The organism is Advenella sp. S44, from assembly GCF_002810445.1.
Taxonomy (GTDB): domain Bacteria; phylum Pseudomonadota; class Gammaproteobacteria; order Burkholderiales; family Burkholderiaceae_B; genus Advenella.
In genome coordinates this window covers 144544-158736 of sequence record NZ_NEXS01000009.1, presented here as the reverse complement: position 1 = coordinate 158736, position 14193 = coordinate 144544, and the positions used below count along the sequence as shown (strand labels likewise).

Below are 14193 nucleotides of genomic sequence, written 5' to 3'. Positions count from 1 at the left end.
ATAGCATTGCCGCGTTATTATAGGAACATTATATGATTTTACAGTGTTTTCTATCGATGTCAGACCCAACTTTGCAGGATGCCGACGAAATTCCCGACAACGCGCCGCGCCAATTCCGTCTTCCCATGACCATGAACGGCGAGCGCCTGGACAAGGTTCTGGCTGCGCTCATTCCCGAACATTCACGCAGCCGGCTGCAGGGGTGGATAGAAGCGGGGCACGTGCTGGTCAATGGCGTTCCTGGCAAAATCCGGCAGAATGTCGGTGCGGACGATTTGCTGACCGTCGCCATGCAACAGGCGCCCGAACAAACCGCCTTTACGCCCGAACCGGTGACGTTTGTCGTTGTGGCCGAATCCGCAGACTGGATCGTCGTCAATAAGCCGGCTGGTCTGGTGACCCATCCTGGCGCAGGCAATTGGTCGGGCACGTTGCTCAACGGATTGCTGTACCGATATCCCGAGCTGGCACAGGTGCCGCGCGCAGGAATTGTGCATCGGCTGGACAAGGATACCGACGGCCTGCTTGTTGTGGCGCGCCACGAAGCGGCGCAGACGCATTTTGTCCGGCAATTGCAGGCGCGCAGCATGGGTCGGGAATACGAGGCGCTGGTGATGGGCCATATTGCGGCCAGTGGGTGCGTCAACCTGCCTATCGGGCGTGATCGGCATGTACCGGTGCGCATGTCGGTCGTGGCCCCGATCGCAGCAAAAGAGGCCATTACCCACTTCGAGCGCCTCAATGTCGGCCATATTGACCAGGCACCTGTCAGTCACGTCCAGTGCAGGCTGGAAACCGGCAGAACTCACCAGATCAGGGTGCATATGCATAGCCTGGGTCATCCGTTGCTGGGGGACACCCTATACAACGGCAAACCGCTAGGGCAGGCGCAGCGCCAGATGCTGCACGCTCGGCGCCTCACGTTTATCGATCCGGCTTCGGACCAGCCGCAGTCATTCGACGCGGCCCGCCCGCCGGACATGGAACAGGTGATGGAAACAATCCAGTGGACGTCGCGATGAAGCCGTTATACGTGACAGGATCGGTCCGGCCGGGCGTGCAATACTTTACGACCACCCGTCACGGGGGCGTCAGCCACGCTCCCTTTGATACGAACAACCTTGGGTTGCACGTTAACGACGACAGTCAGGCTGTACTGGAAAACCGCAGGCGGCTACGCACTCTGGCGCCCGGCGATCCCGTCTGGCTGGATCAGGTGCATGGCACTCAGGTGCTGGATGTCGATGCAGCCGGCCCAGCCGGTTCTGGCCAATTTGACGCCAGTGTAACCATGACTCCGGGCCGCGTGCTGGCGATATTGACCGCAGATTGCCTGCCGGTCGTGTTCGTGTCGCCCAATTGTGTCGCAGCAGCCCATGCGGGTTGGCGCGGATTGGCGGCAGGTGTGCTGGAAAATACTGTCAAAAAAATGCATACTGCTTGCGGTAAACTGCCCGATTATGCCTGGATCGGTCCAGCCATTTCTTTCCGTGCATTCGAAATCGGCCCGCCTGTGCGCGAGGCGTTTCTGGATAGAGATCCGCAGTTGGCATACTGCTTTGCGCCCCATCCGGATCATGCCGGCAAATGGCTGGCCGATCTGTCGGCTATTGCGGCGCATCGCTTGTCTGCTTTGGGAGTCGCGCATGTCGAACAAAGTGGCCTGTGCACCTTTGGGCAGGACCATCTGTTTTATTCCTACCGGCGTAGCGCGACAACCGGCAGGCAGGCAACGCTCGTCTGGATCAAGCCCTGATTTTTTCCGGATTGACCGGGACCGGTGCTGCGGCGCAGAACAGGTATTAAAAACGCTCAGGGTTTCCCTTAGTGGGGTAGATACTGTCTGACGTACCATTTGTTTTTATATAGAATGATTTGGAAACGGTGAGCATGCCACGTTTGAAATCGGACCACAGCCGGAGATACAAGTGACCAACGAGACTGATAAAGCCTGGCGCTCCCAAGCAGATCGGGCCCCGGGTGGAGTATTTCCATCCCGGTTGCAGGCCGAATTCCTTGAAAGGTGGGAGCAAATCGCTGCCGATGCGCGTGAGGGCACCCTGCCTGCGCTCACCGACAGGCGGTTCAGCAGCCCGGCGTGGCAAACTAGTCCGCAGCATCTGATGATGGCTCACTTGTATCTGTTGTCCACGAAGGTCATGCAGAAAATGGTCGACGAAGCGGCGGTGCCCGATAGCGTGCGCGAACGATTGCGCTTTGCGGTGCAACAGTGGAATGACGCCATGTCGCCCGCTAATTATTTCCTGACCAATCCTGATGTGATCAACACGTTTCTGGACACCAAGGGCGAATCCCTGCAAAAGGGAGTTCTGAACCTGCTGAGCGATCTGCGCAAAGGCCAAATTTCCCAGACCGACGAAGCAAGTTTTGAGGTGGGGCGCAATCTGGCGACCACGCCCGGTTCCGTCGTCTTTGAAAACGCGTGGTTCCAGTTGCTGCAATATGCGCCGCAAACCGCTACGGTGTATCGCCGCCCGCTGTTGATGGTGCCGCCGTGTATTAATAAATATTACATTCTTGATCTACAGCCGGGCAATTCACTGGTGGAGTTCGCCGTTAGCCAGGGCTTTACCGTCTTTATGGTGTCATGGCGCAACCCGACCATAACCGATACCGACGGGATACAGAAATCGACCTGGGATGACTATATCGAAAAGGGTGTACTCACTGCCATCGATACTGTCCGCGCAATAGCCGGCCAGCAACAAATCAATGCCCTGGGCTTTTGCGTTGGCGGCACCATGCTCGCGAGCGCACTGGCGGTGGCGCGGGCTCGTGGCGAAAACCCGGTGGCCAGCCTGACACTGCTGACCACGCTGCTGGACTTTGAACATACGGGCATACTGGATGTGTTTGTCGATGAGGCTCATGTGGCCTATCGCGAACAGTCGCTGGGGCAGGGCGGGATGATGACGGCCAAAGAGCTTGGCACGACCTTTTCCTTTTTGCGACCCAATGAGCTGGTATGGAACTATGTCGTCAGCAATTATCTGAAGGGTGATGCACCTGCGGCGTTTGATTTGCTGTACTGGAATTCCGATGGCACGAACCTGCCGGGGCCGTTTTTTACTTGGTACTTCCGCAATATGTATCTGGAAAACAGGCTGTGCCAGCCCGGCGCGCTGAAGATATGTGCCGAATCGATAGACCTGGCCGACCTGGATATGCCGGCCTACGTTTATGGGTCCAAAGAAGATCATATTGTTCCATGGCAAGCCGCTTTCGCGTCCACGCAGCTATTATCAGGACAGGTCAGGTATGTCCTGGGCGCCTCGGGGCATATTGCAGGTGTCATTAATCCGCCGGCAAAGAACAAACGTAATTACTGGTCCGGTGATACCATGCAAGTGAAGCAGACTCGGGCGCAGCAGTGGTTTGACCAGGCCAGTCCCGTGCCCGGCAGTTGGTGGCCAGACTGGAGCAGTTGGCTCGCCAAACATGGCGGACGCAAGATTAAGGCCAAGGCGACTCAGGGTAATGACCTGTACCCACCGCTGGCGCCTGCACCGGGGCGGTACGTGACCGTCCGGGCCTGAACAACAGAATAACGCATCGTTTTATTACCGTGAAAAGCAGCCTAAGGAGTTCAATATGACACAAAAAATAGCATATGTTACGGGTGGGATGGGAGGTATCGGCACCTCTATCTGTCAGCGCCTGCACAAGGACGGATTCACGGTTATCGCCGGGTGTGGTCCGCAACGCAATGCCCAGCAGTGGATTGACGAGCAGGCCGCACAGGGGTATACGTTCTATGCGTCTGCCGGGAATGTGTCTGATTGGGATTCCACCGTGGCTGCATTTGATAAGGTGAAGACCGAGCACGGTCCAGTGGATGTGCTGGTGAACAACGCAGGCATCACACGGGACGGCGTATTTCGCAAGATGTCCATCGACGACTGGCGTGCGGTCATGGATACCAATCTGAACAGCCTGTTCAATGTGACCAAGCAGGTTATTGAGCACATGTACGAGAAGCGTTGGGGCCGCATCATTAATATTAGTTCGGTCAACGGGCAAAAAGGGCAGTTTGGCCAGACCAACTATTCCACGGCGAAGGCAGGTATCCATGGATTTACCATGGCCCTGGCCCAGGAAGTGGCCAGCCGCGGTGTCACGGTCAATACGGTTTCGCCCGGTTACATCGGAACCGACATGGTGCGCGCCATCCGGCCCGAGGTGCTGGAACAGATTGTTGGCACCATCCCGGTCCGTCGTCTGGGAACACCGGAAGAAATTGCTTCAATTGTGTCATGGCTGGCTTCCGATGAATCCGGCTTTTCCACGGGCGCAGATTTCTCGGTCAACGGCGGCCTGCATATGGGTTGAGTTTCTCAACCGGCTAAGACAGTTATTTAAAGGTTAAACAGGTAATGGCTAAAGCAACTGAAACGGACGTGGTCCGCACAATTAAAAAATATCCCAATCGTCGGCTCTATGATACGCAGACCAGTACATATATTACGTTGCAGGACGTGAGACAATTGGTGTTGGACAATGTCCGCTTTCAGGTGCTGGATGCAAAATCCGGCGAAGAGCTCACGCGCAGCATCCTGCTTCAAATTATTCTTGAAGCCGAATCGGGCGGGGTCCCCATGTTCAGTTCCAATATGCTGGCGCATATTATCCGGTTTTACGGGCATGCCATGCAGGGCGTCATGGGATCGTATCTTGAAAAGAATATGCAGGCCTTTGTCGATATCCAGGACAAGCTGGCTGAACAATCCGAGGGCGTTTATTCGCCACAGTTCGGTGCAGAAGCGTGGTCACAGTTCATGAACATCCAGGCGCCTTTGCTCAATAATGTGATGAACAACTACGTGGAGCAATCCAAGAACATGTTCGTGCAAATGCAGGAACAAATGCAAAACCAGACCAGCAATATGTTTGGCGCGTTTCCGTTCAATCCTGTCGTCGATAAAGAAAAAGATAAAGATCAAGACAAAGACGAGGAAGACAAATAATAGTGGGCCACGCACGGCTCGCCGGGCCCGGCTGTCTGGGCCCTTGCTGCCTACATTGAGTTTGCGCTATGGCAGGGATGGCGGTGGTATGTCAGCCGCGTCCTGTTTTCTGAATGGCGAATGCTCCTGCAGTTCATCCAGATACGCCTGCACATGTTTCGTTTCTTCGTCCAGAAACCGATGTATTGCATCGGCAAACTCAGGCCGGGCAATCCAGTGCGCCGAATAGGTGGTCTGCGGCAGCAGACCGCGTGACAGCTTGTGCTCCCCTTGCGCACCGCCCTCGAATACCAAAATGCCATTGGCGATGCAATAACGTATACCCTGCATGTAGCAAGTTTCAAAATGTAGGCCGGGGATGTATTCGTGCGCGCCCCAGTAGCGCCCGTACATTTTATCGTTTCCTATCATATTCATCGCGCAGGCTACCGGGGCTCGATCGCGTTGCGCAATCACAAGCAAAATACTGTCGGGGGCATCTTGCAGCAACTGGCTGAAGAACGCCTCGGAAAGATAAGGGTGGCGACCGCGTTCATAATAGGTGTTGCAATAGCAGGAATAGAAAAAGGAAAGGTCGCCAGCAGTAATCTGACTGCCACGTTTATATTCAAATGTAATATTCGCCTGGGCAACCTTGCGGGCCTGCTGGCGAATTTTCTTGCGCTTGTCATAAGCCAGACTGCTTAGAAAGGCATCGAAATCGTCATAGCCTGCGTTCTTCCAGTGAAACTGCACGCTTTCGCGGAGCATATAGCCCGCTTCCTGCAACACGGCCAGATCCTCTCTTTCGGGAAATAGAACGTGGATGGAAGATACCCGCAAGCGTTGGGCGACCTCAAGGGCGGCGCGGGCAAGCACCTGCCTGGCCTGGGCGTCGCGGCCAATCAGACGCGGTCCTGTGACGGGTGAAAACGGCGCGGCGCACAGCAGTTTGGGGTAATATTGCAATCCATATTGACTAAAAGCGCGCGCCCAGGCCATATCAAAGACGAATTCGCCCTGAGAATGGGTTTTCAGATACATCGGCATGATGCCAGCAGGTTTGCGGGCCTGGTCGTATAGAATCAGGTGACAGGGCTGCCAGCCGGTCTCTTCGCTGGTGCAGCCGGTGGTTTCCATGGCTCGCAAAAAAGCCGGAGATATGAAGGGGTTGCCGTCAGACCAGGCGCTCCAATCGAAATCCGGCATATCGGCAAGCGAATGCAAAAGCTCAACCTGCATGTTCGTTACGTCTTCAGATGTCACTGCACACCACCGTTTATTGCGACTACCACTTCAGACTCCTTGAATGACCATGACTGCATTTGACTCTAACGGCACAATTGTTGTTACCGCCGTTACCGGATTTCTGGGTAGCGGCAAAACCCGCTTTATTAACCAGCTGTTGCAGCAACCTGGTATGGCCAATACCGTTGTGATCGTCAATGAAATTGGCCAATTGGGTATCGACCAGGCCAACTGGTCGTTCGTGCAGGCTTCCGTTATTCTACTTGAAGGGGGATGTCTGTGTTGTCAGATGCAAGGTTCCATGAGCGCAACGTTGCAACGGTTGTTTACCGATGCGCTGGCCCGAAAAATTCCCCGTTTCAATCATATTATTGTCGAGACCAGCGGTCTGGCGGATCCGTCGGCCTTGCGATTTACGCTGTATAGCGATTTTTTTCTTAAGGAGCGTTTTTTTTACAACGGCTGTATCTGTATCGTGGATGTTGTCAATGCCGATAAACAGAGCGCTTACGTTGAATGGTCCCGACAGTTGGTGCAGGCTGATCTGGTATTGCTGTCACGAACCGATGTCGCGACCCGCGAACAGGTGCGTGAATTTACGCAGAATGCGACGTCATTCACAGATGCGCCGGCCATGGCAATACCGGCGTTTTTCTCCAACCATGCAGTGAGCGATATGCTGGTTGCGTTGGGAACGTCTACCGGGCAACCGCGCCTTGGGCGCATGGGTGCACTGCGCCCTGGTCGCACGGGTGCACTGCGTCCTGTGTTCGCGCATTCTGCGATTCGGACTATTACAGTTGAATTGTCCAGGCCGTTGCGGCGCAGCGTGTTTAATCGTGCGATCGAGCAAATATTGGCCAGACTGGAAACCCGGCTGATTCGGGCCAAGGCGCTACTGCGCTTTGTCGATGATCCGCAACTGTATCTGTTCAATATTGTTCATTCGCAACGATATCCTGCCCGGCGGCTGGATCACGTGCAGAAGACCAAGCAGACAGGTATTGTATTTTTTGTGGCGGGCGATACGCCGCAAACGCTATTGCCGCAAGCCGATGAGTTTTATTACAGTTGACGGTGGACGTCGGATTTGTTCATTCGCCGCTTGTCGGCAGAACCGGTGCGGCTATCTTTCAAGTGCCGCGTTCGCCCTTGGCTGGGAAAAGCGCGGGGCAAAAAGAAGGCCGCAGTCTTTGTGCCACTTGGCTGGCAGTCTCAAAGAATGCGGCGTTTCGTTCGAGTACGAAGATCTGATGCGGCTGGCGATACGCCAGCCCTGGGTCAGTCAAGCCACGTTTGCGGGTTTGATGAGCGTATCAATGAAACCAGCAAGCTGACTTGGACGTCTTGTTATACGTCGTTATTATGACGGGACCAGAATTCATCGACCTGTTTTTCTGCTTCCTCTTTGGTGCGGCCATATTTTTCCTGCAGGATGCCTGCCAGTTTCTGGGCGCTACCATTGACCTGGGCGACGTCATCGTCGGTCAAGTCGCCCCAAGTTTGCTTCACAGAGCCTTTGATTTGTTCCCATTTTCCGCTTGCAATATCTTTATTCATACTGTGCTCCTGTCTTCGTTAATGTGAAAAGTAGTGATTGACACTGCACTTCACAAGAGTCTTTAGCGTAACATGCAGCCCGCTGGACAGACTGTCAAGGATGTAACTTGCGGTAAAAGGGGCAGCTAGTGACACCGACCACGAAAAAAAACGTCGTAGTCGCGACGGATTTTTGCACGTGTTGGAAACAGTCGGAACACGGCGGCTGCTGGTGCGTTAGTCGCGATCTGCCGCTGCGCGAACGCGTGCTGCCAAAAAATCCATATAAATAGTTACAAGAATCCGGAATATCTACGGCCTTGTCTTTTACTTGACTTTAACAGCAGTGGTTTGGTCCTGGATCGGGTGCAGTTTTTGCGCCAGATCCAGCATGTCGGTGGCCACCACGTCCCAGTTTTCTTCCGGCGCAAGGTCTGTTGTCTGCGTGGGCCCATGTTCTGTCGTCCGAGTGATGAAGGCGGTGCGCATGCCACAGCGGCGCGCTGCTGCCAGATCACTATTGTGCGCGGCGACCATGCATATCTGGTCGGGTTGCAGATCCAGAATCTCTGCTGTACGCAGATAGGCCTCTGGCGAAGGTTTGTATGCCCCGGCGGTCTCCGCGCCCAGAATGGCATCCCATGGCAGGCCGCTGCGCTTTGCCATGTCGAGCATGAGCCGGATATTGCCGTTTGACAGCGGCGCGATAATATACCGCGCTTTTAACTGGGTGAGACCGGCCACAGAGTCTGGCCAGGGATCCAGCCTGTGCCATGCGAGGTTCAACTCATGCAGGGCTGCTGCAGGCACGCTGGATACAGACACATCAAACGTTGCCAGGGTTTTTTCCAGATTCTCCCGGTGCAGCACATCCAGTCGGGTAAAGGGGCGTCTGCCACTGCGTACCTCAAGCATGGACGGGACGTAATGACTGCGCCACATATCCGCGAACGCTGCAGGGTCAATGCCGTTGAGTCCATGCTCGCGGGCGAACGAGCTTACCTCTCTGATCACGCCGTTGCGCCAATCTACGACGGTTCCGAATACATCGAACACAAGTGCGTGCAAATCAGGCCCTATTTCTTCTGTCATAAATTTATTGCCTTTGAAAGATCGATAGACGGGGCAAGAGCCCACCCAAAAAAATGGGAAGTATTCTGATGCATATCCCCAGAAGGATAATGTACTGCATTCGCGCACAGCCTGCCAACGAATCGCTGTCGTTGCCAGGCAAAGCGCACAGCTCAGTTTTATTGCGGCAGGGCGCCAGGCTGCATCAGTTGCTTGTTGGAAGGCGCATGCGGCGCTCCGTCGACGACTATGCTAATTAGGTCCGCGTTGTTTTAACAAATTACGCCTTTCTTTCGGCATTTACGGATTTTTCCATTCTCTTTGAATCACTAGAATATTTTTGCCGCCACAGGACGCAGAATCGACTCCTGTTCATGGAGTGGATCAAGCGCGTGTAGGCGCAAATATTGATTCAACCAGAGAGAAATTTGTATGCATACACACAATAAAACGATACAGCAAGTGACCGTAATGGCCTTTACATCCATGTTGCTGTTTTGTCAGTACGCTGTCGCCGAACAGGGCGAGCCGCTTTCCACGCAACTTGGCTATAAGGCTGAAGCCCAAGGCACCGGTGCGGTGGCCATAGGCTGGGGAACAAACGCCAGTGGAAACGGCAGTATTGCCATCGGTTCGAAAAAAACAATGATAGGTTTGGATGGGACCTCGGCCACCAATGGCGGCATTGCCATTGGACAGGGTTCCCAGTCGCATGTCGACGGCGATGTGAACTTCGGTTCGCGCCGGCTGTCAGGTCTGCGAGACGGCGTCAATGACGACGAGGCGGCCACCATGCGTCAGATAAATGAAGTGAAGGCTTACTTCGATTCATCCAGTAACCAGGCCATTGCCATCGCCCAACAATATAGCGACACAATAAAAAATGACGTACTGGCGCAAGGCAAGCAATATAGTGAGGCACTAAAGAACGATGCACTGGCGCAGGCTAAACAATATAGCGATGCATTAAAGAAAGATGCGCTGGCGCAAGGCAAGCAATATATGCAGCAGTTAGTCAAGGCAGAGCGTGCCCAGCAGGATCAGCACTTGCTCTCACAAGCAAGATCATATGCAGATCGTACCAATCAGACCACTTTGGAAAACGCCAAAGAGTACAGTGAAGAAATCGGTCGTTCTGTACTTTCCAATGCAAATGCATTTACAGAACTGCGCAGCGAACGAGCAGAAGTCAATGCTGTGAAACGGGCCAATCAATATACGGATCAGCGCTTTGGCCAGTTACAGTCGCAGGTCAGGCAGTTTCGCAGGCGGGCGTATGCCGGTGTCTCGGGGGCTATGGCAATGACCGCATTAACACCACCTCCAGCAGATGCAAACCGGTCTTTCGGCATGGCAATGGCAACGTATCGTAATCAGATCGCACTGGCTTCTGGTCTATCGTTGCGAGCCGGAAAGAACAGCAACATTCGTCTGAACGCATCGTGGGATTCGGCCGGTGGTCTCGGCGCCGCTGCTGGCTTTAATCTGGCCTGGTAAGCAGGTAAAAACAAGTCGGCCGCAAAGGCCTTGGTGCCCCCTTCATGATGCGCCAATCAAGCAAAAAACGGGGCGCGACGCCGAGTGTCATCAAACAACGCTCTTCAAACGGCAGTCCTATATCTAAAACGGCAGTCCTATATAAAAGGGAGGTATCAGTTCGTACCGTAATGACAAGGACAATGTCGCGGTGGCGGCGGGCTTTTGTGCCCGCCAAGACGATCCAAAAAACTTATTGTGAGTGGTCGCCCGCTTGAATGCGCTTGAGGCCCAAAAGAGATCAATTGTTGATCGCCGGGGATTTGCTCAAGGCGAGCCACCATGTTCAGATTCCGAATAGTCAGAAGACGTTCAAGCAATTATTGTTAAAACTGAATGCAGAAATGGGCCAGTAATGTGCCGCCGGCATGGTCAAATGCGCCGCCAGCATGGTCAATTTTGCAAGGTATTTTCGGTTGGATTGAACTGAAGGCGCCAGGCAAAGAAACTGGGCCTGAAAATGAATACGGCTCAAGTGCTTTAGTTGCGCTTGAGCCGTATAGTGTGGTTGCGGGGGCAGGATTTGAACCTACGACCTTCGGGTTATGAGCCCGACGAGCTGCCAGACTGCTCCACCCCGCGTCTGTCTGTGTAAGAAAAGAATATTAGCCCAATTTGAGTTATGATGCAAGTCTGATAATACAAAGCGACAGATCATGGACCAGAATTTATCTCAAAAAATCCTAGAAACCGCCTTGCTATGTGCCGATGAGCCTATGAAAATAGGGGATTTGCGCAAGTTGTTCACTGATTTGGATGAAGTTGATAATGATGTAATTAAGCAACAGTTGCAGGTATTGCAAGACGAATGGGCTGATAAAGGTTTAGAATTATCGGAATTGGCAAGTGGCTGGCGTTTTCAAAGTCGGCCCGAGATGCAAAAGTATTTAGAACGCCTGAATCCGGAAAAACCGCCCAAATATTCACGGGCAGTCATGGAAACTCTGGCAATTATTGCCTGGCGTCAGCCTGTCACTCGCGGAGACATAGAAGATATTCGCGGTGTCACGGTTTCATCACAAATTATCAAAACGTTAGAAGAGCGCGGCTGGATAGACGTGTTAGGACATCGCGATGCCCCTGGGCGTCCGGCGTTGCTGGGCACGACAAAACAGTTTCTCGATGATCTCGGGTTAAAGGCGCTTGATGACCTGCCTGTACTGGATAGTGGCGAAGCTGGCATGCCGGATTTATCCGGACTGGATATGAATATCGCGGCCACGCAAATGCCTGCGCAAGAGCAGGTAGAATCTTCGGTTTCAGATGAATCTGCGTCCGATGCTGCCGGTTCGGATCCTTGTGATTCAGAAACGTCTGCGCAAGCGGTGACCCAGGGCGACAGCGCTGATGTCAACCATCCGGTTGATCCGCTGCCCGATACGGGAGCAGCAGCGGCTGGTGATACGACAGCGCTGGCTGGCGACGTATTGGATGATGCCGGTATACAGACAGGCGAGAACGTTCCTGCGGCCGCAGCACAGGCGCAGGACTTCGGAAAGACGCAGCAGCACATCGCCGAAGGCGACGTGAGCGAAGAAATGACTGATGTGACAGAGACTGCATCAGCCGCCCCGCAGATGTCGGGCGGGTCCGACCCGGATTCGACATCGCAAATTGAACAGCCAGACGATCATAACGTTGATCCTGCTGATGAAACTTCATCAGATCGGGAGGCGAGTGATAATCAAAACGACGATTTAAAAAATAAAACATAGTTTTTTGGAGTTACCAACATAATGAAGAGTTCGGATCACGTTGAAGCGGAAAACAATTCAAATGAAACGCGTTCAAGCCGTACAAACGAATACGACAATGATTCTGCTGCCAGAGTAATTACGGTACAGGGCGCAGAACACCCGGGTGCCGCCTCTGAAGCCGAAGGGCGCCAGAAGGGCAAGGGGCGCAAGTTGCGCACGCCGTTTCGTCGGCGTCGTGCCGATGCGGTCGTCGATAAAGCGGAACAGCCCGAAGTGGCAGTCGAAACCCATTCTGCGCCGGTGAAAAAAGCGCCGGCACGCCCGCGACGCACTTCCGGCTCGCGCGCTGCGGGTTCGCGCGCTGGCGGCGGCAAGGGGCGTGTTCAGCCACCGCGCCAGGCGCAGCAGGCTGCCAGCCCGTTTACCGCTGCCCAGGAAGAGCAGGATGCGGATCAGGCGCTGGCCTATTTAAACGGCGCCGCGGGTCTGGAGCAGAAACTCAATAAAATTCTCAATAGTGATGCGATCAACCCCAAGTTGCATAAGGTTCTTGCAGACGCTGGGGTGGGGTCGCGCCGCGATATGGAAGAGCTCATTATTGCCGGGCGTGTTTCGGTCAACGGAGAGCCGGCTCATATCGGTCAGCGGGTGGGTCCGCAGGATCAGGTCCGTGTCAATGGTCAGCTGGTGACCCGGCCCAATGCGAAGCGCCCTCCGCGAGTCATTCTGTATCACAAGCCTGCCGGAGAGATCGTCAGTCACGATGATCCCGAGGGTCGTGCTTCGGTATTCTCGCGTTTGCCCAAGATGCGTACCGGTAAATGGATTTCTGTTGGTCGTCTGGATCTCAATACGGAAGGTTTGCTGATATTTACCACGTCGGGCGATCTGGCTCATCGCTTTATGCATCCTCGCTTTGGCAATGAGCGCGAGTATGCAGTGCGGGTATTGGGCGAGATGACGGATGCTCAGCGTGAAAGTCTGGTTAAGGGTATCGTGCTTGAAGACGGTGCGGCGTCCTTTACAAGTATGGAGTTTATCGGCGGCGAAGGCAGTAACCGCTGGTTTCGCGTAACCTTGCAAGAGGGTCGTAACCGCGAAGTGCGGCGGATGTTCGAGGCGGTAGGTGTTACGGTAAGCCGCCTGATTCGCACTCGTTTCGGCGACATCGTATTGCCCCGTAATCTGAAGCGCGGTCGGTGGGAAGAGCTTGATCCGGCGCTGGTTAGCGCGCTCATGATTCAAACCGGCTTGATCAAGGAAGACGATGATTCAGACCAGCGCCGTCCCCGGCAGCCCATCTCTCATGATAACGCCATGCCTCCGGGTTTTGAAACGCCGGCCAAGACCCGTGCTCATGGCCCGGGCGCTCGCCCGAATCATGGTCGCAACCATGGCAATGGTCGCACAGGTGCTGCGCCGGGTGGTGTAGGTGCTGGGCGTCAGGGTCGCAACGGTGCCGGGCCTTACAATAATCGACGTTCGACCGGACCTGTTGAAGGTCGTGGCGGTGCCAGGCATACAGATAAGGCCGAACAGCCCCGTAACGGAAAAAGCGGTGGGCGTGGCGGCAACGCTGGCGGACGCTCTAATTCCAGGCAGGCGCCGTCGCGTAACCGCGATGAGTGGCAGCCCTCCGGGCCGTCTGCGCACGAATCCCAGCTTGCCTTCCTTGGGCGCAATCGCAACGGCAGATAGGTCCGTCGCAAGCGCGGCGCCATAGCAGGGGCGCGCTGGCGGGCCGGCGGCCGTCAAATTGATATCTCGCTGAATAAATAGTAAAGTATTGATTATTCTGTTATAATTTCTGATTAACTAATTGCTAGGTTAGTGTTTTTGCCGAATTTGCGTGTCAGGCAATAGGCTTTTGGGCTTTATTTATATTGGCTCTATAGGCTTTTTGTTCTTTGCGGGCTTTGTGCGGTGGTTTTGCCACAAGGTCAATGGCACGGCGTGACGCTGGGGCGACCCAAAAAATGGGAAGCCGCAGTGCACTGTATGGGATACCAGGCATAAAAACATAACCAGAAACAGCTATGTATACCTTGTTTTTGCAGGCAAACGGCTTTTATGGGGCTGGCCAGGTAGAAATGTCGGGTAGTCTGCCAAAAAATGGCTGCATCTGCAAATTGCTGCAT

At 54.3% G+C, this 14193-nt stretch carries 12 protein-coding genes and 1 tRNA gene; 9 read left to right on the top strand and 4 right to left on the bottom strand.

The genetic code is table 11. The features are described from left to right. Nucleotides 1-56: 56 nt before the first annotated feature. The 5 genes from CAP48_RS14590 (at nt 57) to phaR (ending at nt 4985) form a co-directional block, all read left to right on the top strand. Nucleotides 57-1022, top strand: a complete 966-nt coding sequence (locus tag CAP48_RS14590; protein ID WP_100698637.1) for an RluA family pseudouridine synthase — start codon at nt 57-59, stop codon at nt 1020-1022. Then, a complete protein-coding gene (pgeF, locus tag CAP48_RS14585; RefSeq protein WP_100697984.1) occupies nt 1019-1756 on the top strand; it encodes a peptidoglycan editing factor PgeF in 738 nt (245 codons plus the stop codon). The genes CAP48_RS14590 and pgeF overlap by 4 nt, the downstream gene beginning before the upstream one ends. 172 nt (nt 1757-1928) lie before the next feature. Beyond that, nucleotides 1929-3557, top strand: coding sequence for an alpha/beta hydrolase (locus CAP48_RS14580; RefSeq protein WP_100697982.1), 1629 nt, complete (start codon nt 1929-1931; stop codon nt 3555-3557). 55 nt (nt 3558-3612) lie between these two features. Beyond that, nucleotides 3613-4350, top strand: coding sequence for an acetoacetyl-CoA reductase (phbB, locus tag CAP48_RS14575; RefSeq protein WP_100697980.1), 738 nt, complete (start codon nt 3613-3615; stop codon nt 4348-4350). 44 nt (nt 4351-4394) lie between these two features. Next, nucleotides 4395-4985, top strand: a complete 591-nt coding sequence (gene phaR / locus CAP48_RS14570) for a polyhydroxyalkanoate synthesis repressor PhaR (protein ID WP_100697978.1) — start codon at nt 4395-4397, stop codon at nt 4983-4985. A 66-nt stretch (nt 4986-5051) separates the two neighbouring features. On the opposite strand, the gene CAP48_RS14565 is transcribed toward phaR, so the two are convergent. Beyond that, nucleotides 5052-6206 (bottom strand): GNAT family N-acetyltransferase, encoded by a 1155-nt coding sequence (locus CAP48_RS14565; protein ID WP_100697976.1) that lies wholly within the window; start codon nt 6204-6206, stop codon nt 5052-5054. Nucleotides 6207-6279: 73 nt separating this feature from the next. Between CAP48_RS14565 and CAP48_RS14560 the strand changes: the two genes are divergently transcribed. Next, the gene (locus CAP48_RS14560) at nt 6280-7287 is read left to right on the top strand and encodes a GTP-binding protein (RefSeq protein WP_161495269.1); all 1008 of its coding nucleotides are present in this window, start codon (nt 6280-6282) and stop codon (nt 7285-7287) included. 275 nt (nt 7288-7562) lie between these two features. Here CAP48_RS14560 and CAP48_RS14555 read toward each other — a convergent pair whose 3' ends face one another. Together CAP48_RS14555 and CAP48_RS14550 are read right to left on the bottom strand one after the other, a co-directional pair. Continuing rightward, nucleotides 7563-7772 (bottom strand): CsbD family protein, encoded by a 210-nt coding sequence (locus tag CAP48_RS14555; protein WP_100697972.1) that lies wholly within the window; start codon nt 7770-7772, stop codon nt 7563-7565. Between the two features lie 306 nt (nt 7773-8078). After that, complete coding sequence (locus CAP48_RS14550) at nt 8079-8888, bottom strand: haloacid dehalogenase type II (RefSeq protein ID WP_369806360.1); 810 nt, start codon at nt 8886-8888, stop codon at nt 8079-8081. 366 nt (nt 8889-9254) lie between these two features. Here CAP48_RS14550 and CAP48_RS14545 point away from each other — a divergent pair, with 366 nt between their 5' ends. After that, entirely contained in the window at nt 9255-10319 is a 1065-nt protein-coding gene (locus CAP48_RS14545) for a YadA-like family protein (RefSeq protein WP_100697968.1), read from the top strand. Nucleotides 10320-10863: 544 nt separating this feature from the next. Here CAP48_RS14545 and CAP48_RS14540 read toward each other — a convergent pair. Then, nucleotides 10864-10940 (bottom strand) — tRNA-Met (locus CAP48_RS14540). Between the two features lie 74 nt (nt 10941-11014). Between CAP48_RS14540 and scpB the strand changes: the two genes are divergently transcribed. Then, nucleotides 11015-12073: an SMC-Scp complex subunit ScpB gene (scpB, locus tag CAP48_RS14535; protein WP_100697966.1), complete on the top strand. Its 1059-nt coding sequence runs from the start codon at nt 11015-11017 to the stop codon at nt 12071-12073. Between the two features lie 21 nt (nt 12074-12094). Next, the gene (gene rluB, locus CAP48_RS14530; protein ID WP_369806359.1) at nt 12095-13753 is read left to right on the top strand and encodes a 23S rRNA pseudouridine(2605) synthase RluB; all 1659 of its coding nucleotides are present in this window, start codon (nt 12095-12097) and stop codon (nt 13751-13753) included. Nucleotides 13754-14193: the final 440 nt, after the last annotated feature.